Here is a 20,830-nt window from a genome sequence, read left to right as displayed (position 1 = left end):
ACGATTGATACTGCGTGTCGCATCGGTTGTAACCTGGAGCACATCAGTGCGGCTTTTACAGCCTCTAGGACGGGCCAAAATCAGTATTTTTTAGGCCGACAGCGCCTTCATCGAGCAGCCGATCAACCTGGGCGACATCCGCGACATTGACCGCCGTGCCGATCACGCCGTGGACCAAACCGGAGTCGGCATCCACGCCAATGTGCGACTTCATTCCGAAATAGTATTGGTTTCCTTTCTTTGTCTGATGCATTTCGGGATCACGTTTACCGTCCTTGTTCTTGGTCGAACTCGGTGCATGAATGATCGTCAACGGATAGGCCGTACGACTGCCTTCGCCCTTCGGATAGTGCGGTTCAATCAATGCAATCGGGCCTTTCCAGGGCACCACCTGATCCATCTCGATCAGCAAACGCTCGCGGCGGGTCCTTTTCCTGGCGCCAAAGCCTCAACCGTAAAACACCCCGAGCGATACACCGTACGGAACTGCATGCCCTGTCTTTGCAGCGTCTTGCGCACGGTCCTCAGGAACATACCGTGGTCTCCCCGGTCGTAGTGCACGCGGTATAAAGCTCATCGGCCACCCCCACGGCACGCAGGTGTTCCGATCTTCGGGATGCGGCCCCCAACGAAATACCCATCAGCCATAGCACGCGATGCAAGGCAAACCATTGCCTCAAGCCCATCTTCAACAAAGGCACGCGACCCAGCCGCAGGTCGAACTCCTTCAATCGGTTGTCTTGCCGGATACGTCCGGCATCGAACAGCCGGCAGGCCGTGGCATAGGCTCGATTGATCGGCGATGAAATGATGTTCAGCCCTGGCGTCATCAGCGGCCCGGACAACTCCGCACGGCTCAGGAAGTCGGCAATTTCGGCCTCGTCGATCGACGAAGTCTGGTTGTACTCATCCAGCAGCACTTTGGCCGAGACAGCACCGCAGCGTCCGTAGTCGATCAGGGGGGTGGCGTGGCGTATCAAGTAAATCACAGTAAATAGACTCCGGTGACAATGGCATTGCCGACCATGAACAAGAACGGCGTATCCCACGTGTGAGGGGACTTCGCTTCGGCCAGGGTCAGCGCGAGAGGAAAAACGGCGCACAGCAATACGAACTGATGCCCTACGAAGTAATCCTTGAACAACACTGATTATCATCACAGGCCAGGACATACACTGTGTCAGAACGATCAAAGGCATCTAATTCAATCCCTTTTTCACAGGGCAAAGGCCAACCTAACTCTTTAACGAATACCTGATATCTATATTTAGCCAGAGCAGCTTCCATTCCTGGCAAAAGATCACTAACAGTCCCTGTTACCGCGGCCAGCATAACTACCTCCTGACGAAGATTATTCCGCCAGTACAACAAACCGGGCTCTTTGTGGGTAGCTGCCCGAATGGGCAGGTCAGGTAAATCAGCGAGTCGCCACAAGGTACTCCTTGAAAATACCGAATTGTATCTACGACAAAAGAATAATGCCGTCTCTTGCCAGCTTTCCTGGCACTTCCGTACTAAAAAGTTCGCCATTAAATCTGCCCGCTATTGCTCTGTCTAGACGCATCGGCGATGCCGAATGTTTGGAAGCGTCGGGCTGCGGGCCTTATCGGTCTGAAGGATTACCATCGGAAGGCCACTACATCTCCCGACAGCGTTTTAATCCTGTATAATGAGCCCAGCTCTTATCACGAAAGAGCGCTGACCACGGAAGGTAATATTGGTGATTGATTGGCGTGAAGACTTTATAGCGCTTGTGGCTGGCTGTACTTACGAAAACCAGCTATTTAACGAGCTCGTTAAAATTACAACAGACTTAGGCTTCGAGTTTTGCTCTTATGGGTTAAGACTAAGTTCGCCGTTAGCGTCGGCGCAATATTTTCTGCTTTCAAATTACCCGGACGCCTGGGAAAAAAAGTACATTGCCGGCGATTATTTCTCCCAAGACCCCACCGTTGAACATGGACTGATCCGTTCGATTCCATTGCGCTGGTCTGCGCAGCAGCAAAATCCAGGGCGCGGGTTCTGGGAAGAAGCGCGGCATTACAACCTCAACCATGGCTGGTGCCTTTCTTCGCGGCGTGAACATAACTCGATCGGTCTGCTCTCCGTCTCCCGCTCAAGCGAACGCATTTCAATACAGGAAATGGAAAGCAAAGAGACCAAGCTGATTTGGCTGACTCATCTGGTACATGAGGCCATGGCGCAGTTTTTCTCCGCAAAAACCATGGTCGATACTTACAAACCAATGACCGCCCGGGAGAAGGAAATTCTCAGGTGGACGGCATCGGGAAAAACCTATGTCGAAATCGGGATCATCCTGAACATCGACATACGAACGGTGAAGTTCCATCTGGTGAATGCGATGCGCAAGTTGCGGGCGTCGAACAAGACTGAAGCGGCGATCAAGGCGTCGTTATCTGGCTTGTTGTCCTGAGACGCAAATGTTCTGAAGCTCGAATGATGACCACGCCTCTCATGGGAAGTCGTGGCCAGTGCAAGCCTCGGTTACCAAAGCGCCATCGTGTAGCTGACGATCAACCGGTTCTCATCCAGGTCATTGCCAAAATTCGAGTCTTGGCCAATGTGGCCGATGGGGGGTGGTGCGCGTATCGTCGAACGCTTGGGCGGCAAGGCCGTAGCGACCAGCAGCGCGGCCATGGCTTGGTCGCATGGTTATCAGGATGGCAACAAGCTGCCTCTCGACCTGTTGAGCACCACCGTCAAGCCGATGGTACGGGTGCTCAGCGTACCGCTCACAGTGGATATCGAAGGCGGCTATTCGGATGACCTGGAACGAGTCGGCCAAGTGATTGACGCCGTCATCGCCGCAGGGGCGGTAGGGATCAACATCGAAGACGGCCTGGGCTCGCCAGAGCTGCTTGTCCGCAAGATCGACGTCGCGAGAACGGTGGCGAACCAGGCGGGGATCAAGCTGTTCATCAACGTACGGACCGACGTCTACCTGAAAAACCTGTTCCCTGCTGAACAACGCCTGGAGGAACTTCTCAAGCGCAGCGCACTGTATGCCAGCGCCGGGGCGGATGGTCTGTTTGCCGCTGGCGTGGTCGATTCGAACGAAATTGCCACCATCTGCCGGGACACCAAACTGCCAGTCAACCTGCTGTCCCGGGACGGACTGCCCTCCCCCGACGAATTGAAGCGTCTGGGCGTCAGACGACTCAGTGCGGGCTCCAGCATCGCCAAGTTTCTGCACGGCGCCATGGGAGCATTGGTCCGCAGTTTCTTGGACAACGGCCAACTCGACACGCAAACCTTGAAAGCCCACACATACGGCGAATTGAACGCTTTGATGGCGGTGAAAGCCGAGTAATGCTGTGTCTAGTCCTGAAGATAGGTCAGAAGGTGTAAACCTTATTCAGGACGAGACACGCACCAAAAAAAAGCCACTCACCTGAATGGCTTTTTTCTGAATCTTGGAGCGGGGAACGAGACTCTTATCTGGTATCCGATTCCTTGAAATGACGCGTTTGCCTACGCAGCAGGCGAGTGAGATTGCAGCGCTGCCGCCGCGTAGGTGGCGTCCGGCTTAGTTGTGCAAGACGGTTTGCCCGTACGCTTACCGGACACCTACTGTAATTGCTGCGAGTACTGTGCCTACTGACTCGGTATTGGCGGAAGGTGCTTATGATTGGATGGTGATTGGAAAGACTGCCTGGGATGCTACCTACTCAGGTGATTGCGAATGTGGAAAATAATGATGAGCGCGCGTTATGAACGACCCATGAAATTAGCGCTGCGAATAAGCGAGTTGCAGCTGTGTGATTTCCCGAACAAATGCCGGCAACTGCAACTCGAACACCTGATCGATGAGACTGCGCGCTAGCTGCCAGACGGCGGCGGCATCGGGATATCACCAAGCTGCAACCCCAGCAGCGTCATGTATTCGTAGATGTGCTGATAGCCGGATTGCGCTTCATAGCTTGGGCACGGGGATTGAGGTTCCCCACAGAGCCGCAGCTCCATGTTTGCACCGCCCATGCCCCATTGCGTGTAGTTCAAGTTATTACGGGTAACGGTATCGATTTTTGAGCAAACCATTTCCTTCATTTTTTCATCGATGACGTTGGTAGGCTCATAGAGCGTCAAGGAGAAGTCGAGAAAGGTTGCGCACCATGCCATCGGAACGACATCCAGCGTGTTGTAGATGCGTAGCGCATTGCCGGCCATCTGCTGATTGAAATAGCTCGCAAAAATACTATCGCCGGCCGTTGGCGCAGCAATCGTTTCGCAATGGCGGCTAGGGTGATGATGAAACTCGGACCCCATCGAACCAAACAAGAACCTGCTGCTCCATCCGCGCCTTCTGCCACCCCCGGCACGAAACGCAACCCGTTCGGCCTAGCCTAGGCTAGAAAACAGTGCTCTCCTGTTTTCGAAGGCTGACGAGGCACACATCAAGCGGTACAGCTGCATTTTGCTCGGGAACTCTTGAGAGTAAACCATGCCAACGCAGGTCAAGGCCGAGTTGCACAATATACAAGTCGCGATCACACAACTCCGGCTTTTGTTCGGCAAAACGATCTAACGTCAATTACTCAAAACCGATCTGGCGATTGCAGACTTGGCGTCGACAATAAGTCTAGGAAGAACAAAGCACTCAGCGCGATTGGTCGATCCGGGTGAGCCCTGCCACTTTGATTTACAACGAGAGTTGCCGTAGTAATGTAAAGGCCTGCTTCATTTGGTCTTCACTGACGACGAACGCCCGTAGCTGCCCTGCCATGTCCAGCCCTTTGGCTACCAACCCCTGTGCCTCAAGGTTGATCTGCCATTGCAAGTCCTTCCGGTTGGTTTCTCCGGCCAGGTGCAGCGGCATTTCCGGGGTCTTGATCTTCACCAGCATCGCCGGGAACTTCACTTGCTCATCGCCACCCAGCACATTACTCGCGAGGGTCATGGCGCTTAACTGAATGGGTTGTAGAAACGGCAGCAGCTTGCCCTGGATTTGCGCGCAATCGCCAACGGCAAATATGTGTGGGTCAGAGGTGCACATGCGTTCATCAACTTCAATGCCACGATCAATCCGTAGGCCAGCCTGGGCCGCTAACGTCGTATCAGGTTTCAATCCGATTGAGGCAATGATCACATCGGTGGTGATTTGCCGGCCATTGGACAAAGTCGCCAACAGGCTATCGTCTCTCTTTTCAATGGATTCCAAAGCCTGGTTGAACACCATTTCCACCCCCATCTGGCATAACCGATGCTGCAAGCGGCTACTCACCTCAACAGGCAGCAACGATGCCAGCAGGCTGCAGGACTTATCCATCAGTACCACTTGCTTTCCGGCACGATTGACATCCATTGCCAGTTCACTGCCAATCAAGCCGGCTCCCAGAATCAGTACGCGCTCTGCCGCTCTCAGAGCATGTTGTGCATGACGGTATTCTTGCTGACTATTCAAAGTCACCATCCACTCCCGTCCGGGAATTGGCGGAACGATGGCTTGCGCACCCGTGGCAAGAATCAGTTTGTCGTAGCTGAATGCCTCACCGCCGGCGCTGACACGCTTGTTTTCACGATCAATTGCAGTCAGCTGGCAACCAGCATTCAGGGTTAACCGATACATCTCGGCAAACTCCGCCGCAGACTGACGAGTCATGTCGTCCGCTGTCTGCTTGAGACTGATGACGTGACTCAGGTCGGGCTTGTTGTACTCATCGCAACTGTCTGCGGCGATCAGCCGAATGGGCACCGCTGCATCGAGCCTGCGCAAGTTCTTGACTACCTGACGAGCCGCGAAGCCGGAGCCCACAATGACAATTTCCTTGTTCATTTCGCCTCCGAAGCCAACTCATCGAATACCGATTTACCCAATGAACATTCCGGGCACAGGAAGTAATCAGGCACATCACACCAGGCCGTACCGGCCTGCACATCCTGCATCGGCTCCCCGATCGCGGGGTCGTAAATCCATTGGCAGACACTGCACCGCATACGCAGGCCGTCGTCCGAGCTCGGTTCTGCCTGGGCAGTTGCGGTGGCTGCAGCAGGTGCGACATGTGCATTCGTCGATGGATGCAGCGCCCATTGCCGAGCGATTTCACGGCCATGAGCTCGGCAAACCTCAAGCGAGTCACCGTCGGGCCGCCACTTGGCTTTGAGCGCCAATGTGGTTTCAAAACCAGCGTCCATCAAGCGCGTCTGGATACGGTCCACCGCCCCACCATTCCAGCCGTAACTGCCAAACGCCGAAGCCTTTTTGTTACGAAAACGCAGCCCGGTTATTTCCTCCAGCAGGGCAGCGACTTTCGGCATCATGACGTTGTTCATGGTGGACGAGCCCACCAGAACACCTTTTGAGCGGAACACGTTGGTCAGAATCTCATTCTTGTCGTGGCGCGCGACATTGAAAATCTTCACCGCCACACGCGGATCGCCGTCGTGAATGCCTTGTGCGATGGCATCGGCCATCATGCGGGTGTTGTTCGACATGGTGTCGTAGAACAGTGTGATGCGGTCCTCTTGATAATCCGCTGCCCATTCCAGATAGCGGTGTACAATCTGCGTCGGATTATCACGCCACACCACGCCATGCGCGGTGGCAATCATATCGACCGGCAGGTTGAACCCGAGGATCTCAGTAATCTTAGGAATGACCAGACGACTGAATGGCGTGAGGATGTTGGCATAGTAGCGTTGGCACTGATCGAACAGTTCGTTTTGATCCACTTCATCATTAAACAAGTGTTCGTCACAGTAATGTTGGCCAAAGGCGTCATTACTGAACAATACGGCATCACCGGTCATGTACGTCATCATGCTGTCCGGCCAATGCAGCATCGGAGTTTCCACGAAAACCAGCTGTTTGCCATTACCGACATCCAGGGTGTCGCCGGTGTGTACAACGTGGAAATTCCACTCTGGATGATGGTGATGACCGTTGATCGAGTCCACGCCATTGGCGGTGCAATAGATCGGCGTATTCGGGATCAGCGACATCAGTTCTGTCAGCGCCCCTGCATGGTCCTCTTCGGCATGATTGATGACGATATAGTCCAGCGTGTTCAGGTCGATTTCCATCGCCAGGTTCTGTATGAACTCCCGGCTGAACCTGTGATCAACCGTATCAATCAGCACGGTCTTTTCTTCACGGATCAGGTAGCTATTGTAACTGCTACCTTTGTGGCATTTGTATTCTGTGCCATGAAAGTCCCGCACCTCCCAATCGCGCTGACCGACCCAATGGATGTTGTTCTTGACGAGAATTGACATAACCTACCTCGGTAAAAAATGATGTTCTACACCGAAGATGGCAATGTTCGTGCCAGACAATAAGACGTTGATTTTAAAGGACAAATAAAACAGCTATTGTCAATATGACATTACCCATTTACTGTCTTTATGACTAATCATTGTCAAAGTGACAAAACATGAGTCTGTCCGTTGAATCCTTGGCGCGCATCGCTATTCAGTTGCAAAGCGGCATTTCCCATCAGGATCGCTTTCAACGTCTAATCAATACCTTGCGCCAATTGCTGGGTTGCGACGCTTCTGCCTTGTTGCGTTATGAACAGCGACAGTTCCGTCCGCTGGCGATTGACGGCCTGGCACCGGATGTTCTGGGACGTCGCTTCAGCCTTGATGCGCATCCGCGACTGGAAGCCATCGCTCGCGCCGGTGACGTGGTGCGCTTTCCGGCAGAAAGTCATTTGCCTGATCCCTATGACGGACTGATACCGAGCCGGCAGGACCTCAAAGTGCATGCCTGCATCGGATTGCCGTTGTTCGCGGACCAGACACTGATTGGTGCGCTGACGATCGATGGCATGGACCCGGCACAGTTTGATCACTTCAGCGACGAAGAGCTGCGAGTGGTGGGAGCCCTAGCATCTGCCGCCTTGGCTAATGCATTGCTGGTGGAGCAACTGGAAAGTCAGACAATAACGCCTCTTTCCATTAGCAATATCCCGGCGGGCAAACCCGGCAGCGAAATGGTCGGGCTCAGCGAAGTCATGCGACAGTTGAAAAGAGAGATCGAAATGGTGGCAGGTTCCGACCTGAACGTCTTGATCACTGGAGAAACCGGAGTCGGCAAGGAACTGGTCGCCAAAGCCATACATGAAGGTTCATCACGCGCCGGTCAGTCTGTGGTTTATCTTAACTGCGCTGCGCTACCGGAATCAGTGGCTGAGAGTGAGTTGTTCGGCCATGTCAAAGGGGCTTTTACCGGTGCAATCCATCATCGCACCGGCAAGTTCGAAATGGCTGATAACGGCACACTGTTTCTCGACGAAATCGGTGAACTGTCACTGAATCTGCAAGCAAAACTGTTACGGGTACTGCAATACGGCGACCTGCAACGGGTTGGTGACGATAACGTCTTGCGGGTCAACGTACGGGTACTTGCCGCGACCAATCGTGATCTGAAGCAGGAGGTGTTGAACAATCGGTTCCGTGCAGACCTGTTCCACCGTTTAAGCGTATTCCCGGTGCATGTACCACCCCTGCGCGAGCGTGATCAGGACATCACGTTGCTAGCGGGTTTTTTCTGCGAGCAGAGCCGGGAACGCATGGGATTGAAACGGGTGGCTTTGGCTGCCAACTGTCTGTCGTTGCTCAAGCAGTACACGTGGCCAGGAAACGTTCGCGAACTGGAGCACGCTGTTTATCGGGCGACGATCATTGCTCGTGCGACCCAGCAAAGTGACGAGCTACTGCTTGAAGCACAGCATTTCAATCAAGTACCCGAGCAGATGGTAGCGCCGCTTGTTGCTCTGGATGTTCCTTACCTCGCCGTTGAACAGGGTCTGCGGGATGCGACGGATGACTTCCAGCGTCAGCTGATTGATAACACGCTAAATAATTGCGCAAGGAAATGGTCTGCCTGTGCTCGAATGCTGGATATGGACGTAGCTAACCTGCACCGACTGGCGAAGCGGCTTGGTTTGAAATAACACTCACGGCCGATCAGGGCTCAATTCAACCAGAACCAAGCATTGATCGACTGGCCGGTTGCAGGTCAGTCAGGGCCCGCTACCGAGACCGGCAATGCTCTAGCACCTCCTACCCGGACTCCGACGATATTTGGCGCGCCCTGCAGAACTCGATTTAATTTAGCGGTTGCACCCAGGAGCCTCCTACGGGAGGAATGGGGTGGCAAGGGGGGTGGATATGATTGACTCCGAGCTCCTCATAGTTACAGCAACAATCATTTCAGCAAAGCCATACCTCAATGATGTTTTCTTTCTTTTCGAGAACCTATTATTAATTTAATCAGCGCGGATATATTGCCGAGCGTACACAGGGCTTTGCTGACGCCCAGCATATCCTCCACGCCCTATTTTAATTTCAGTATATTTTAGCGACTTACACATCACAAACTTAAAGGAAGGGCCATGAAGATAAATATCAGCACTCAACCCCAGGAGTTGCGAATACGACACACTTAGTATGCGCCAGTTAATTATCCACTGGCGACAACTAACCACACACCCTCCAATACATCCTGATAAAATTGAACGAATGCCCAAAATGGCAAATCTAAAATCTAATAAAGGTGAAAAGAGCGTTTTTTCCACAATTCGGCTCCTCACCGACAATCAACAGCACATGAAGAATGTGAGTACCGATAAATTCACCCTAATAATATTCAATGCGATGCCTGTTGAATAAACCGGAAGCGGGTCGTTTCGAATCTGCTTCATAGTCTGAGGTAACACTGATGAAAAGGATTCTTGTTCCACTGCTGGCCCTGAGTGCCGCGCTGACGTTGCAGTCAGCTCAAGCCGTTGATGGCGAGGCGCTCTTCAAGAGCAAAACCTGTGTTGCCTGCCATATGGTCGACGCCAAAATGGTCGGTCCAGGTTACAAGGAAGTGGCGGCCAAATACGCTGGCCAAGCCGACGCATCGGCAACCCTGGTCAAGAGCATCAAAGAAGGCAGTACGGGCAAATGGGGGCCAATCGCAATGCCGGCCAACCAGGTGACCGACGAAGAAGCGAAGACCTTGGCCGACTGGATCCTGACGCTGAAGTAAGAGAGCCCAATAAAAAACACCCACACCGCAGAAGCGAGCCCGCTCTCTTCTGCGAACCGGGTCGCTCGGCTACATTGTCGGGGTTTGCTGTAAAAGCGCCAGATCGATATTCTCAAAACGCAACACCCTGCCGCCCTGCTCGCTGGCCAGATTGCGTGCGGTGGCCTCCTCGGAAAATGACGCCAGAACTACACCCATGGAACCTTTAAGCTGAGTGCCGACGACATAGTAGGCTTGGGTTGCATCAATCAGAAAATGGTCGTCGGGTTTCTCCCATGCACTTTTCCCCATGTCGTGCACATACAATTTTGCCTCAGTGTGGTGATTCTCCGGTTGAAGCCACCATCCGAGCATTTCCGCAGTGGAGCAAAATTTCTTGATCGTGCCCTTTTCCACGACCTGACCTTTGGGGCCCGGAAAGTCGGTGATGACCATCCCGCAGACATGACACTCGTCACTCTGATGGAAGGCCACGGGTCCAAGGGTTTGCTTTTCCTCTGCGCGATCGTTGCACGCCGCCAATACCAAACTGGTAATGATGACGACCAGGACACGGGCCCCGGTTAGGTACAAAGTGTTCATTTGAATATCCCGAGCTTGGAAAATCAGGTCAGCCGACGGCGAAACATCCAGTAAGCCAACAGCAACAGAACGCCGACCCAAAGCAGCAGGCAGCCCCACAACATTGAACCCGGCACCGGCAGATCGCTGCTCAACGCCATAAGGCCGACGGCATTGCCGCTGCCCTCGAAACCGGAAAGGTTGATCAAGCGGTAGACGTCAGTCGGGTTGAGCAGCAATAACCAGGGCAACAGGTCCGGGTTGAACCGGCCTTTACTGAAGACCAGCAACGCCAGCAGCGCCAAGTCAAACACCAAAACGAAGAGGAACCACACCCCCAGCGCCATTCCGGCTGCGCTGGATTTTTCGCTGGCCTTGCTGCTCAGCACATAAGCCAGCGCCAGGAACACCCAGCCCAGCAGCGTGGAGGAGACCATGAAGCGACCGAACGCCCAGAACAGCATTCCCAACTCGACATCATCGACCAGCAAGGCAATGGCCACGGCGGCACAGCCAAATCCGATCAGCGTGGCCAGCGCCAGGATCAGACCGTGACCGACAAACTTGCCCAACAGGATTTGTCCACGCCCCAATGGGTAGGTCAGCAACAGCATCAGCGTCCCGCCCTCGTCCTCGCCGACGATCGCGTCATAGGCCAATAGCAGGGCAATCAGCGGCACCAGGAACGTCGCCAGGCTGGCGAGGCTGGCGATGGTGGCCGGAATGGAAGTGAAGCCCACTTGCCCGGAAGCCGCCGCACCGAGCCAGGCGATACCCACCGCCAGAATGGCGAACAACAGGCTGATTGCCAGTAGCCAGCGATTGCGCAGCCCGTCGCTGAACTCTTTACCGGCGATACTCCAGATCTGCATCATGGCTGGGTGCCTTCTGTGCCGGTGGTCGCACGATTCATGTAGTAGCCATAGAGGTCTTCGAGGGACGGTTGCAGTATCTCGATGTCCTGCGGTTGATCCTCGTGGAACAACTGGCGCAGTAGATCAACTTTGTAGCCATTGACAGCCATCACCTCGATCCCGTTGCCGCCCACCGCTGTGGCGGTGTGCCCGGCGGCATTCCAGCGCTGCAACCATTGCTCGCGTCGGCAAAGACCACTGGCCCGGATTCGCGCCGGCAAGTCGGCATCTTCACGCAGTCTGGACAAACTCCCGATCGCCTGTAAGCAGCCATTGGCCAGGATGGCCGCACGGTTGATATGCGCTTCGACACCTGCCAACACATGGGAACAGAGGATGATGCTCGCGCCCTGTTGGCGCAGACGGTCGATCAACAGGTAAAGTTCTTGGGTGGCGATAGGGTCCAGCCCCACCGTGGGTTCGTCCAACAGCAACAGGCGCGGCTCGCCGAGCACCGCCTGAGCCAGGCCCAGACGCTGGCGCATGCCCTTGGAATAGGTTTTCACCCGACGGTCTGCGGCCCCCGCAAGCCCGACCTGCTCGAGCAATTCGTCCACTTGCGTCAAGGCGGCTCCTTTGAGGCGGGCGAAATACCGCAGAGTTTCGCGGCCACTGAGCTGCGGGTAGAACGTCACGTTTTCCGGCAGGTAACCGAGTTGGCGGCGCACGTCGGCTTGTGCGGGTCGGCAGCCGAGTACGTGCACCTGGCCGGCGCTGGCCTTGAGCAGGCCAAGGATCAATTTCATCACCGTGGTCTTGCCCGCACCGTTGTGGCCAAACAAGCCCAGCACCTCGCCTTCGCCCAGACTCAGGGTCAGATCGTGCAGCACGGTCATGCTGCCGTAACGCTGGCTGACCCCTTCGATTTCGACGGCGATCATAAGGTCGGCCGCTGTGTTTGGGGCATCGTCGGAAGGTTCATCAGGGGGAAACTGTCTTTTACCCCCGGTGATTTCGTCACGGGGAAACTGCTCTGAACCCAACGCAATAATTGAACGCTCGGGCTATTCATCAACAGACGGACCTGCGGATACAGCCACAGCAGACGGTCGACGTTGTCGTTGGGTTCGTAGATCACGTCGCCTACCGCATCGTTATTGCGATCCCAACCCAGGTAATCACTCCAGTAATTGCCCTGCCCCTCGGCCGACCATTCCTGCAAGCGGGTGGCGACGTATTTGACTTGCTGCTGATTGTCGACGAAGGCGTTGTCGGCGATCCGGTTGTCTTCGGAGCCTGCGGTGAGGTGAATGCCCACGGCACTGCGCTCGAAGTGGTTGTGTTCGATGACATTGAACAGCGAGTTGTAGATAAACAGCGCCTTGCCTTCGGCACCGCTGACCATACCGCCATCGGCGGAACCGCTGCGCACGTCGCTGACGAAGTTGTCGCGCAGCTCGGAATAGGTGATGTAGTTCATCAGGATGCCATAGCTCTCGTCCTGCTCGGAACGGTTGCCAATCACCGTCAGCTTGCGGCTCTGCATCAAGGCATAACCGGTGCGTGTCCGGCGGGTGGTGTTGCCGAGCAACTGGTTGTCGTTGGCGTACATGTAGTGCACGCCATAGCGCAGGTCTTCCAAAGTATTGCCCTGCAGCAGGTTGTCGTTCGAGGTATCGATGTAGATCCCGTCCCGGGTCTGTCGCACGTGATTACCGATAACCTTGGCGCCGTGCACGGCATACAGATGAATCCCATTGCCGCGATCCTGGGAGCGAATGCTCGGGTCGCCTTCGATATCGTTGTCAATCAGGCTGACGTCGTGGGTGCTATCCACCCAGATGCCGAAGCCTGGTCCTTTCATGCGGTTGTTGCGTATCACCGCACCCGGGCTTTGGGACCGATGAAAATCGCTGAGTTCATGGCCGTCATGTCGCGCCCCCAGTCGCGCAATGTGCAGCCCTCGATCCGCACGTCGGGAGCGCTGATGAACACAGCGTTGCCCTGCCCCTCGCTCTGGATCACCGCACCCGGCTCACAGATAATCTGCATCGATTGATCGACACTGAACGAGCCGCGGTATTCCCCCGCCGGCAGGTGCCAGCGTTGCTCGGCGTCCAGCTTCAACGGCAGCGTGGTGATGGGTTGTACTGCCGCCAGCGCGCTGCCACCTGTCAACAGCGACGCCAGCACAATGACCTTCATCGGGGTTGGCTTGAATGGGGTCATTGGCCTGCGCTCCTGACGATAGGCTACGATCAGACTTTATCCACCAGCATGCGGCCGACCATTTCCATGTGCAACGCATGACAGAACCAGCTGCAGTAGTACCAATGTAGGCCGGCCTTGTCGGCGATGAAGGTGATCGAGGCCGTCTGTTGCGGACTGATCTCCATGCTCACGCCATGGTTGGTCATGACGAAACCGTGGGTCACGTCTTCAATCTTGTCGATGTTGGTGATGGTCACCGTGACCTCGTCACCCTGTTTGACGGTGAACTCCGGCAGACCATAGGCCGGGGCCATCGAGGTCATGTACACACGCACTTTCTTGCCGTCGCGTATGACCTTGTTATCGGTTTCCAGCTTGATCCCATCCTTGGCAGCAATCGCTACAGTTTCGGCGAAAAACGGGTCGTTGCGATCCCAGATTTTTTTGGTCCGGATCTGGTCGCGACGGGCCATGACGCAGTCGTGAGGTTCGGCGAAGGCCGGGCCGTCGTGCACCAGTTTCATCTCGTCGCCGGAGATATCGATCAACTGATCGTTTTCCGGGTGCAGCGGGCCTGTCGGCAGGAAGCGGTCCTTGGAGAATTTGCTCAGGACCATCAGCCATTTGCCGTCGGCCTCGCTGGTTTCGGTCAGCGAGGCATGGTTGTGGCCAGGCTGATACTGCACGTCGAGTTTTTGCTTGATGTAATTGACCTTCTCGCCGGTGTAGGCGCGAACGGCTTCGTCCATGTTCCACTTGACCACCTGGCTGTCGATAAACAGCGTGGTGTAGGCGTTACCGCGACCGTCGAAGGTGGTGTGCAGAGGACCCAGACCCAGTTCTGGCTCGCCGACCACCGCGTCACGCGGCTCCTTGAGTTTGTCGTCAAACAGATCGTCCAGCTTGGCGGTGGCGATGATGGTGCAGGTCGGCGAAAGCTTGCCGGCGGCGATGAAATACTTGCCGTCGGGCGACATATTGATGCCATGCGGGTTCTTCGGCACCGGGATATAACGGGTGAATGCGCTGTCCTTGCCCTCGGTTCTACGGCCGTCGACCACCGGCACTTTCGAATCGCCCAGCGTGATGAACTTGCCGGCCTTGATCGCTGCCTCGATGCGCGGAATGTTGAATACCACCACCCAATCGCGCTCGTTGCGCATCATGCCGCCCAAGTCGTAGGCCTTCTCCGAGTTGTAGCAAGTCGAAGCCGCATACTTGCCGGTGTAGTCGGCATCGGTGTTGTCCAGGTTGCCCTCGACGATGACCTGGAACGCCATCTCCATTTTCTCGGCATCAATGGCATTGAACATGGTGTAGCTGTTCTTGTCCTGGAGGTCGAAGGTGCTGCCGTCATTGGGGTGAGGAATGACGAATTCGGCGTTGGCGAACACGTATTTGGTGTGCGGCATTTTCTGGAGACGCAAACCGTGTACGGCCTGCACATTCGGTACGGTGATCATCTTGTCGCATTTCATGACATCCAGGCGGATGCGCGCGACCCGGCTGTTGGCCTTGTCGTTGATAAATAGGTACTTGCCGTCGTACTTGCCGTCGGTCATGGACAAATGCGGGTGGTGGCAGTCGCCGTTCTGGAATTTGGCGCTGTCGCCCATGATCCGCTTGCTTTCGTTAGTCAGGCCCCAGCCGGTGGCGGAATCGATGTTGAACACCGGAATGCGCAACAGCTCGCGCATCGACGGGATGCCCATGATCCGAACTTCGCCCTGGTGGCCACCACTCCAGAAACCATAGTAATCATCCAGATCGCCCGGCCCCACGTGGACTTTCGATTGCGCGTCCTTGGAGCTGCCGCCCAGGTTTCACGGGTGAATACCACGCTACCAAGGGCCGTGGCGCCGGCCAACGCGACGCTGGCTACGGCACTCGTGCCGAGGAAACCGCGACGGCTCAGGCCGGTCGATTCCGTCTCCTGCTTTGCTTTCACGGTTTCATGATCGCTTTTCGACTTGTTATCGCTCATGGGTGTTGCTCCATCGGGGGCAGATATGAAAAAGCTCGGTCAATCGAGTCTTGATACCTCGTTTGCAGCGAGGTGGCTCAGGGCTCGAACACTTGCACAACAGGAATCAATTCTTCGCGATCCAGCACTGGCGCAGGTTTGCTCCGCGTTTTGCGCTTGTTCTTGATGACCAGTGGCGGGCATTTGTTTTCGTTGTGATAGGTCATCTGGCAATCGAGGCAGTAGTGGCACTCGTTGGCGTTGATATGGCCGTCCGGGTGGATTGCCTGGATTTCGCATTCCTTGGCGCAGAGCTGGCAAGGGGTACCGCACTCTTTGCGGCGTTTTAGCCAGTCGAACAGCCGCAGCTTGGTCGGAATCGCCAGCGCCGCGCCCAAGGGGCAGACGTAGCGGCAGTAGACCTTGCGGGTAAAGATATTGATCACCAGCAACGCCACCGCGTAGGCCACGAACCACCATTGGCGATCGAATTTAAGGGTGATGGCGGTCTTGAACGGTTCCACCTCGGCAAATTGCTCGGCAGCAGTCATCGACTCCAAGGAGATGCCGAACAGCAGCAGCAGGATGATGTACTTGATCGCCCACAACCGCTCATGGACCGCGAACGGCAACTCGTATTGCGGAATCTTCAGCTTGCGCGCGGCTTCGTTGATCAACTCCTGCAAGGCACCGAACGGGCACAGCCAGCCGCAGAACACACCACGGCCCCAGAGCAGGATGCTGGCGGCGGTGAAGGTCCAGAGGATGAAAATGATCGGGTCCGTGAGAAACAGTTCCCAGCGGAAGTTCTCGAACAGGGCATGGACGAACGTCAGCACGTTGACCACCGAAATCTGCCCAAGGGCATACCAGCCGATGAACACAACGGTGAAAACCAGATATACCCGACGCAGCCAGTGGAGGAAGCGTGGGTATTTGGTAAAGGTGTCCTGCAGGAACAAAATCACCATCAACACGGCAAGAGCGGTGCACAGTACCCCGATCTGAAACGCTTTCTGGTACCAGATATTCACCCAGGTCGGCCGGTTGGCAACCTCGATGGCGGCCAGTTCTTCGGCAGTGGGCGGTGGCCGCAGGAGGTATTGCTCGGGCATCTGGTAAGGCAGCTCGAAGCTACTGAACACGCCGCTGACTGCGCCTGTTTGACGACGTACCAGCAATTCCAGCGACCAGGGCGATCCCGGATCGAACCGGGCCGCTTCACGCACAATGAAAATCGACATTTCATCGAATTCCGGCATGCCCTTGGCAAACACGTCGGAGAGCCGCTGGTGGTCCACGTCGCGGAAACTGATGACATTTCCGAACTGGCGCAATTGCACCCGATCGAAAATTCCGCCGCGCACATAACCCGAGCCCTTGTAGGAGAAAAGGCCGCGCCCCAACACCGCGATGGCCTGCTCGCCCGGCTTTAGATCCTGCATGAGGAAACGGTATTGATTGTCGCCTAACAGGTTGCGACCGATGGCTGGCGGGTTCAAATCGGCGGTGTACAGCTCGATAAAGGTGTCATCGACTTGATCGGCGGCGGCGTTGTCGATACCTTCGGCTTCGGTACCCTTGAAGGCGGCATCAACCTGGCCACGGGTCAGGTTCAACCGGCGCACCGCGCCGTTACCGGTCAATTGCTCCCAGGTGGCGGGTTCGTAAAAGTCCTGGCGCACAGTGGCGGGCTTTTGTGCTGCGCCGGCCCTGTCCTCGATCAGCTTCAGCGATACGGCGACCTTTTGCGCGGCGCGCATGATGATCTCATTGACCACCATGACGGTCACCGTGGCGCCGGAAATCCCATCAACGGTCACCGCCTCAAGATCACTGGACCGGCCAACGACCACCCTTCGGTCGGCCTTGACCCCTTTGTATTTGGCATCTAAGGCATGAAGCTTTTCCACGGGAATGCCGATCAGCAGAATCGGCTCATGGTGCTCCAGCACGTAGGCATCCTGGATGACGCCGTGGGTATCGAGGATGACCTGCATGTTGATCGGTTTGCCCGAGTAAGCCGGAATATCCACCACGTTCTGACTCTGGAACACGTAACCGAGCACATCTTTGCCGGTGCGGATGGTGCGAACCTTGAACTCGCCGTCAGGCTCGGAAAGTCCATCGCTACCGGGAAATATGGTTTCTACACGCTGCTGCTCGAGCCCGCCATGTCCTTCGCCTGTAATCCGAAAAAACCATCGAACACTAGGCACAACAAAATGATCAGCCCATAGTGAAATGATCGCGGGACACCGGGCATTGGGAGTTTGGAAGCACGCATGGGTTCGCTGAGCGATCGACCTCTGAAAAAAACACCCGTCGAGTAACGATTATGCTCAATCGCCTCTTAACTGAAATTATGGGATCAACACTCCTCCTTACTCACGAAAATAGCAATCATATTCTATAAACGGGTCAAACCAATTATCAGCAGCAGTGGTTCAATATTTATTTAAAAGATTATCCAGTAGACAAATAGGCATCTCCCAACAGGTCGATATATTTTTCCTCATGGCACGAAAACCTCTCCTGACGGGCATTCATGCCTGATTTTATCGCCCTTCGTCTAAAATACAGATTTGAATAGATTATTTATTGACTATGACCGAAATTTCCGCCCCCCTGCAAATATAATTTCAGGCGACGGACCATCAATCGATGGTGAAGCGTTTAACCCTACGCCTAAGCCTTCCAAGAGACAGTAAACGGAGTCGATGTTAATTGTCATAGTTAGCACTTTTGGTATTGTTGGACCGAACCAATATTCAAGTTGCAGCAACTTACATATCCGAATCGCGCCCACACTAATGGACTCTGGATCAGATAACGTTTTCATAACTATGGCGACCATGCATCGTCCGAAGAATTTGAACAGGCTTTTTTGCGTTTGCAAGAACTCAGTCAGGACCAGCGATGCGATCCTATGTGGGAGGCCGTCTGGTGGCGTTGTCATCGCAGAATCGTAGCGGACTACCCTCTCTTTGATTACTAGCTTTTCCAAGACAAGAGCTCGGATTTGAAGGCAGACTAATTCGGCACCCGACAACTCTGGAATCTCGGTAGCCGCCATGATTGCAGATCTACTGCTGCTCCCTTGTTGCCCGCGCCGATGCGTCGCGCATTCTCAGGAGGTGGATTGTCTATTAGCGGCGCTTCACCGTCTGTCCCGTAAGCTGCCGCCGAATGAGTCACCAGTCGAGAAGTCATATTGACTATCGTTTTGTCATTATGACCCTTTCCGGATTAGTCGTAATGACCATTCAATTACTTAACTAATTGATATTGTTGAATAAAATTATTGGCCCGTTTTGTGTATTGAGTATTGAACTTAACGCAAACTCCAAAGGGATAATGTAATGACTCGTTCAATCGCGCTCAGTTTTACCCTGTGTACTCTGCTGTCTCCGCTATGCCTGGCAGACCAGATAATCCGTGAAGTCCCCGACACAACTGCCGGCAAGGGTTTCGGCGCTTTGACCGGAATGATGGTTGGCGCGGTAGGGGGGCCGATTGGTGCATTAGTCGGCGCAGCTGGCGGTTTTTTCGCAGGCAGTGCGGTACAAACAGGGATTGGTAAATCTGAAACCGCTTATCAAGTAAAAAACACACAAGGTGAGACTAGTACAGTGCGCTCACCCAATGCCAGATTTGAAGTCGGGCAGCAGGTCACGCGTAAAGGTGCGCGACTGGTGGCAGTTGAGGAGTAAGAAGCCGGAACAGTTTCATGCGACTAATAGCCCCCCCTTTTTAGGCCCGCTTGCGGGCCTTTTTAAGTCGTTTTTGATATTTATCATTAACGATTCGATGTTTGATCCTATTCCTAAATGGATTCCCACCGTTCGGATTGTTTCGAGCTGCGCCGCCCTTGATTACTCGATCGACTCTATCTAGATCGGAAATTTGAATCCAGGATCATGAAAAGAGACGAAATACCGATCTCAAAATATCATGACGCCATCGAGCTTACGGTTGATCATGACTGAATGCCATGCGCCTCCGCCCTCAATAGAGATATGCTGATCATTTGCTTCACCTGATTATTTCAATTTCTTCTATGTATCCGTCACTAGACTGGTTAAAATTTTATAGAATTTCTTGACAGTCATGCAAAGCCTACTATCCTCAAGATCATTCATTCTCACAACTTGAACCACCACACTCAAATATGCAGCGCTTGGTATCGTTAATAGTACCCAACCGGCAGAGCGCTTTTCCAAGAACTTTCCAACTGCACTTTCTACTCGGGATGCAGCCGTGCAAAAAGCTTTGAAGATAGTCAGCTATGCCGTGCTCGTGCTGATGGCCAGCGCGGTCGTTTATGCCAGCGTTATCGGCATCACCTATTGGACGGGTATCGGCGTCTAGGGAGTTCGCAATGAACAAACGCCAGACACGCTCGTTCGCGCTGATATCCACGGCCATCGCCGCCGTTGTGTTTCTTGGCATGACGGTTGATAGTCACCGGCAGTTTCCAAAATTGACCAACGCTCAACAGATCACGCCAGAAGTCACTCGCGGCAAGGATGTATGGCATGAATACAATTGCATCAATTGCCATACGTTGTTTGGTGAAGGCGCGTATTACGCTCCGGACCTTACGAAAATCACCCAGCAGCGCGGCACCCCATATCTCACCGCGTTCCTCAAAGACCCCTCAAAATTTTATGACGAGCAACGTCATCGCCGGTTGATGCCGAACCTAGAACTCAACGACGAAGAAATCGCGGCGTTGATCGCCTTTATGGATTGGGTGAGCAAGGTCGACAATCAAGGCTGGCCACCGCGGCCGATTCTGGTCACCGGCACGTCGATTCCCGGCATGGACCTCACCGTTGCGCAACAGAACGTCGCCAGTGGCAACCAGCCACCAGCCGCACGCCCGGTGTCCGGCAAGGAAGACCCTATCGCCTTGGGCGAGGCGCTGTTTCGAACCACTGCCACACCGGTGTGCAGCGCTTGTCATTCGATTGCACCGGGGGTCAATCTCGCCGGACCGACACTGGCCGGGTTGGCTGCTCGGGCCAAACAGGTCATTGCCTCGCCTGACTACAAGGGCAAGGCCAAGGACGTCGAAGGCTTCATCCGCGAGTCCATCGTCACGCCAAGCGCCTACCTGCATCCGGGCGACATGTATTCCGCCAATGGTATGTCTTTCATGCCGGACACCTTCGCCAAATCGCTAACACCCGCACAGATCGATCAACTGGTCGCCTATCTGGCGTCGTTCCAGTAATCAAA

At 54.7% G+C, this 20,830-nt stretch carries 17 protein-coding genes and 4 pseudogenes; 7 read left to right on the top strand and 14 right to left on the bottom strand.

Features of this window, described 5'->3' with window-relative positions:
• Positions 1 to 97 precede the first annotated feature (97 nt).
• The 3 genes and pseudogenes from HQ912_RS11910 to HQ912_RS11900 all read right to left on the bottom strand — a co-directional run.
• Positions 98 to 412: pseudogene (locus HQ912_RS11910) on the bottom strand (transposase); the annotation flags it as partial.
• Positions 413 to 524: 112 nt separating this feature from the next.
• A complete protein-coding gene (locus HQ912_RS11905) occupies positions 525 to 989 on the bottom strand; it encodes a hypothetical protein (protein ID WP_173406805.1) in 465 nt (154 codons plus the stop codon).
• 133 nt (positions 990 to 1,122) lie between these two features.
• Entirely contained in the window at positions 1,123 to 1,332 is a 210-nt protein-coding gene (locus HQ912_RS11900) for an acyl-homoserine-lactone synthase (protein ID WP_230682647.1), read from the bottom strand.
• Between the two features lie 388 nt (positions 1,333 to 1,720).
• On the opposite strand from HQ912_RS11900, the gene HQ912_RS11895 reads away from it, so the two are divergent.
• A complete protein-coding gene (locus HQ912_RS11895) occupies positions 1,721 to 2,434 on the top strand; it encodes a LuxR family transcriptional regulator (protein ID WP_047229727.1) in 714 nt (237 codons plus the stop codon).
• A 113-nt stretch (positions 2,435 to 2,547) separates the two neighbouring features.
• Positions 2,548 to 3,331: pseudogene (locus HQ912_RS11890) on the top strand (isocitrate lyase/phosphoenolpyruvate mutase family protein).
• A 509-nt stretch (positions 3,332 to 3,840) separates the two neighbouring features.
• Here HQ912_RS11890 and HQ912_RS11885 read toward each other — a convergent pair.
• The 3 genes from HQ912_RS11885 to norV all read right to left on the bottom strand — a co-directional run bounded on the left by HQ912_RS11885 (position 3,841) and on the right by norV (position 7,233).
• Positions 3,841 to 4,299 (bottom strand): hypothetical protein, encoded by a 459-nt coding sequence (locus HQ912_RS11885; RefSeq protein WP_240539561.1) that lies wholly within the window; start codon positions 4,297 to 4,299, stop codon positions 3,841 to 3,843.
• A 361-nt stretch (positions 4,300 to 4,660) separates the two neighbouring features.
• Positions 4,661 to 5,794 carry an NADH:flavorubredoxin reductase NorW gene (gene norW, locus HQ912_RS11880; RefSeq protein ID WP_107322698.1) on the bottom strand — a complete coding sequence of 378 codons (1,134 nt, stop codon included), beginning with the start codon at positions 5,792 to 5,794 and terminating at the stop codon, positions 4,661 to 4,663.
• A complete protein-coding gene (norV, locus tag HQ912_RS11875; RefSeq protein WP_173406804.1) occupies positions 5,791 to 7,233 on the bottom strand; it encodes an anaerobic nitric oxide reductase flavorubredoxin in 1,443 nt (480 codons plus the stop codon). The genes norW and norV overlap by 4 nt, the downstream gene beginning before the upstream one ends.
• A gap of 158 nt (positions 7,234 to 7,391) precedes the next feature.
• On the opposite strand from norV, the gene norR reads away from it, so the two are divergent.
• On the top strand, positions 7,392 to 8,915 hold the full coding sequence (norR, locus tag HQ912_RS11870; protein ID WP_107322696.1) for a nitric oxide reductase transcriptional regulator NorR: 1,524 nt from the start codon (positions 7,392 to 7,394) through the stop codon (positions 8,913 to 8,915).
• 315 nt (positions 8,916 to 9,230) lie between these two features.
• Here the strand turns inward: norR and HQ912_RS11865 are convergent, their stop codons facing one another.
• Entirely contained in the window at positions 9,231 to 9,539 is a 309-nt protein-coding gene (locus HQ912_RS11865) for a hypothetical protein (RefSeq protein ID WP_173406803.1), read from the bottom strand.
• A 143-nt stretch (positions 9,540 to 9,682) separates the two neighbouring features.
• Here HQ912_RS11865 and HQ912_RS11860 point away from each other — a divergent pair, with 143 nt between their 5' ends.
• Positions 9,683 to 9,997 (top strand): c-type cytochrome, encoded by a 315-nt coding sequence (locus tag HQ912_RS11860; protein WP_025214358.1) that lies wholly within the window; start codon positions 9,683 to 9,685, stop codon positions 9,995 to 9,997.
• Positions 9,998 to 10,066: 69 nt separating this feature from the next.
• Here the strand turns inward: HQ912_RS11860 and HQ912_RS11855 are convergent, their stop codons facing one another.
• The 7 genes and pseudogenes from HQ912_RS11855 to nosR form a co-directional block, all read right to left on the bottom strand.
• Positions 10,067 to 10,579, bottom strand: coding sequence for a nitrous oxide reductase accessory protein NosL (locus tag HQ912_RS11855; RefSeq protein ID WP_047230561.1), 513 nt, complete (start codon positions 10,577 to 10,579; stop codon positions 10,067 to 10,069).
• Between the two features lie 23 nt (positions 10,580 to 10,602).
• On the bottom strand, positions 10,603 to 11,433 hold the full coding sequence (locus HQ912_RS11850; protein WP_107322695.1) for an ABC transporter permease: 831 nt from the start codon (positions 11,431 to 11,433) through the stop codon (positions 10,603 to 10,605).
• On the bottom strand, positions 11,430 to 12,353 hold the full coding sequence (locus HQ912_RS11845) for an ABC transporter ATP-binding protein (RefSeq protein WP_107322694.1): 924 nt from the start codon (positions 12,351 to 12,353) through the stop codon (positions 11,430 to 11,432). The genes HQ912_RS11850 and HQ912_RS11845 overlap by 4 nt, the downstream gene beginning before the upstream one ends.
• Positions 12,350 to 13,357, bottom strand: a complete 1,008-nt coding sequence (gene nosD / locus HQ912_RS11840) for a nitrous oxide reductase family maturation protein NosD (RefSeq protein ID WP_260990088.1) — start codon at positions 13,355 to 13,357, stop codon at positions 12,350 to 12,352. The genes HQ912_RS11845 and nosD overlap by 4 nt, the downstream gene beginning before the upstream one ends.
• The gene (locus tag HQ912_RS27795; protein WP_260990079.1) at positions 13,291 to 13,641 is read right to left on the bottom strand and encodes a nitrous oxide reductase family maturation protein NosD; all 351 of its coding nucleotides are present in this window, start codon (positions 13,639 to 13,641) and stop codon (positions 13,291 to 13,293) included. Before HQ912_RS27795 ends, nosD begins: the two co-directional genes overlap by 67 nt.
• 29 nt (positions 13,642 to 13,670) lie before the next feature.
• Positions 13,671 to 15,607: pseudogene (nosZ, locus tag HQ912_RS11835) on the bottom strand (TAT-dependent nitrous-oxide reductase).
• A gap of 77 nt (positions 15,608 to 15,684) precedes the next feature.
• The gene (nosR, locus tag HQ912_RS11830; RefSeq protein ID WP_260990078.1) at positions 15,685 to 17,805 is read right to left on the bottom strand and encodes a transcriptional regulator NosR; all 2,121 of its coding nucleotides are present in this window, start codon (positions 17,803 to 17,805) and stop codon (positions 15,685 to 15,687) included.
• Between the two features lie 629 nt (positions 17,806 to 18,434).
• Between nosR and HQ912_RS11825 the strand changes: the two are divergent.
• From HQ912_RS11825 to HQ912_RS11815, 3 genes and pseudogenes are all read left to right on the top strand, one after another.
• A pseudogene (locus HQ912_RS11825) lies at positions 18,435 to 18,584 on the top strand (DUF488 family protein); the annotation flags it as partial.
• A gap of 364 nt (positions 18,585 to 18,948) precedes the next feature.
• Positions 18,949 to 19,299, top strand: a complete 351-nt coding sequence (locus HQ912_RS11820) for a hypothetical protein (RefSeq protein ID WP_034114485.1) — start codon at positions 18,949 to 18,951, stop codon at positions 19,297 to 19,299.
• A gap of 668 nt (positions 19,300 to 19,967) precedes the next feature.
• The gene (locus HQ912_RS11815) at positions 19,968 to 20,825 is read left to right on the top strand and encodes a c-type cytochrome (protein ID WP_047227879.1); all 858 of its coding nucleotides are present in this window, start codon (positions 19,968 to 19,970) and stop codon (positions 20,823 to 20,825) included.
• Positions 20,826 to 20,830 lie beyond the last annotated feature (5 nt).

The organism is Pseudomonas sp. MPDS, assembly GCF_013283895.1.
GTDB lineage: Bacteria > Pseudomonadota > Gammaproteobacteria > Pseudomonadales > Pseudomonadaceae > Aquipseudomonas > Aquipseudomonas rhizophila.
This window is presented reverse-complemented; position numbering and strand designations above follow the sequence as displayed.

Bases quoted from the DNA above. Each gene is read 5' to 3' on its own strand.
- HQ912_RS11900 (WP_230682647.1), bottom strand. From the start codon at position 1,332: ATGCTGGCCGCGGTAACAGGGACTGTTAGTGATCTTTTGCCAGGAATG.
- norR (WP_107322696.1), top strand. From the start codon at position 7,392: ATGAGTCTGTCCGTTGAATCCTTGGCGCGCATCGCTATTCAGTTGCAA.
- HQ912_RS27795 (WP_260990079.1), bottom strand. From the start codon at position 13,641: ATGACCCCATTCAAGCCAACCCCGATGAAGGTCATTGTGCTGGCGTCG.
- HQ912_RS11850 (WP_107322695.1), bottom strand. From the start codon at position 11,433: ATGATGCAGATCTGGAGTATCGCCGGTAAAGAGTTCAGCGACGGGCTG.
- HQ912_RS11820 (WP_034114485.1), top strand. From the start codon at position 18,949: ATGACTCGTTCAATCGCGCTCAGTTTTACCCTGTGTACTCTGCTGTCT.
- norV (WP_173406804.1), bottom strand. From the start codon at position 7,233: ATGTCAATTCTCGTCAAGAACAACATCCATTGGGTCGGTCAGCGCGAT.
- norW (WP_107322698.1), bottom strand. From the start codon at position 5,794: ATGAACAAGGAAATTGTCATTGTGGGCTCCGGCTTCGCGGCTCGTCAG.
- HQ912_RS11860 (WP_025214358.1), top strand. From the start codon at position 9,683: ATGAAAAGGATTCTTGTTCCACTGCTGGCCCTGAGTGCCGCGCTGACG.
- HQ912_RS11815 (WP_047227879.1), top strand. From the start codon at position 19,968: ATGAACAAACGCCAGACACGCTCGTTCGCGCTGATATCCACGGCCATC.
- HQ912_RS11845 (WP_107322694.1), bottom strand. From the start codon at position 12,353: ATGATCGCCGTCGAAATCGAAGGGGTCAGCCAGCGTTACGGCAGCATG.
- HQ912_RS11855 (WP_047230561.1), bottom strand. From the start codon at position 10,579: ATGAACACTTTGTACCTAACCGGGGCCCGTGTCCTGGTCGTCATCATT.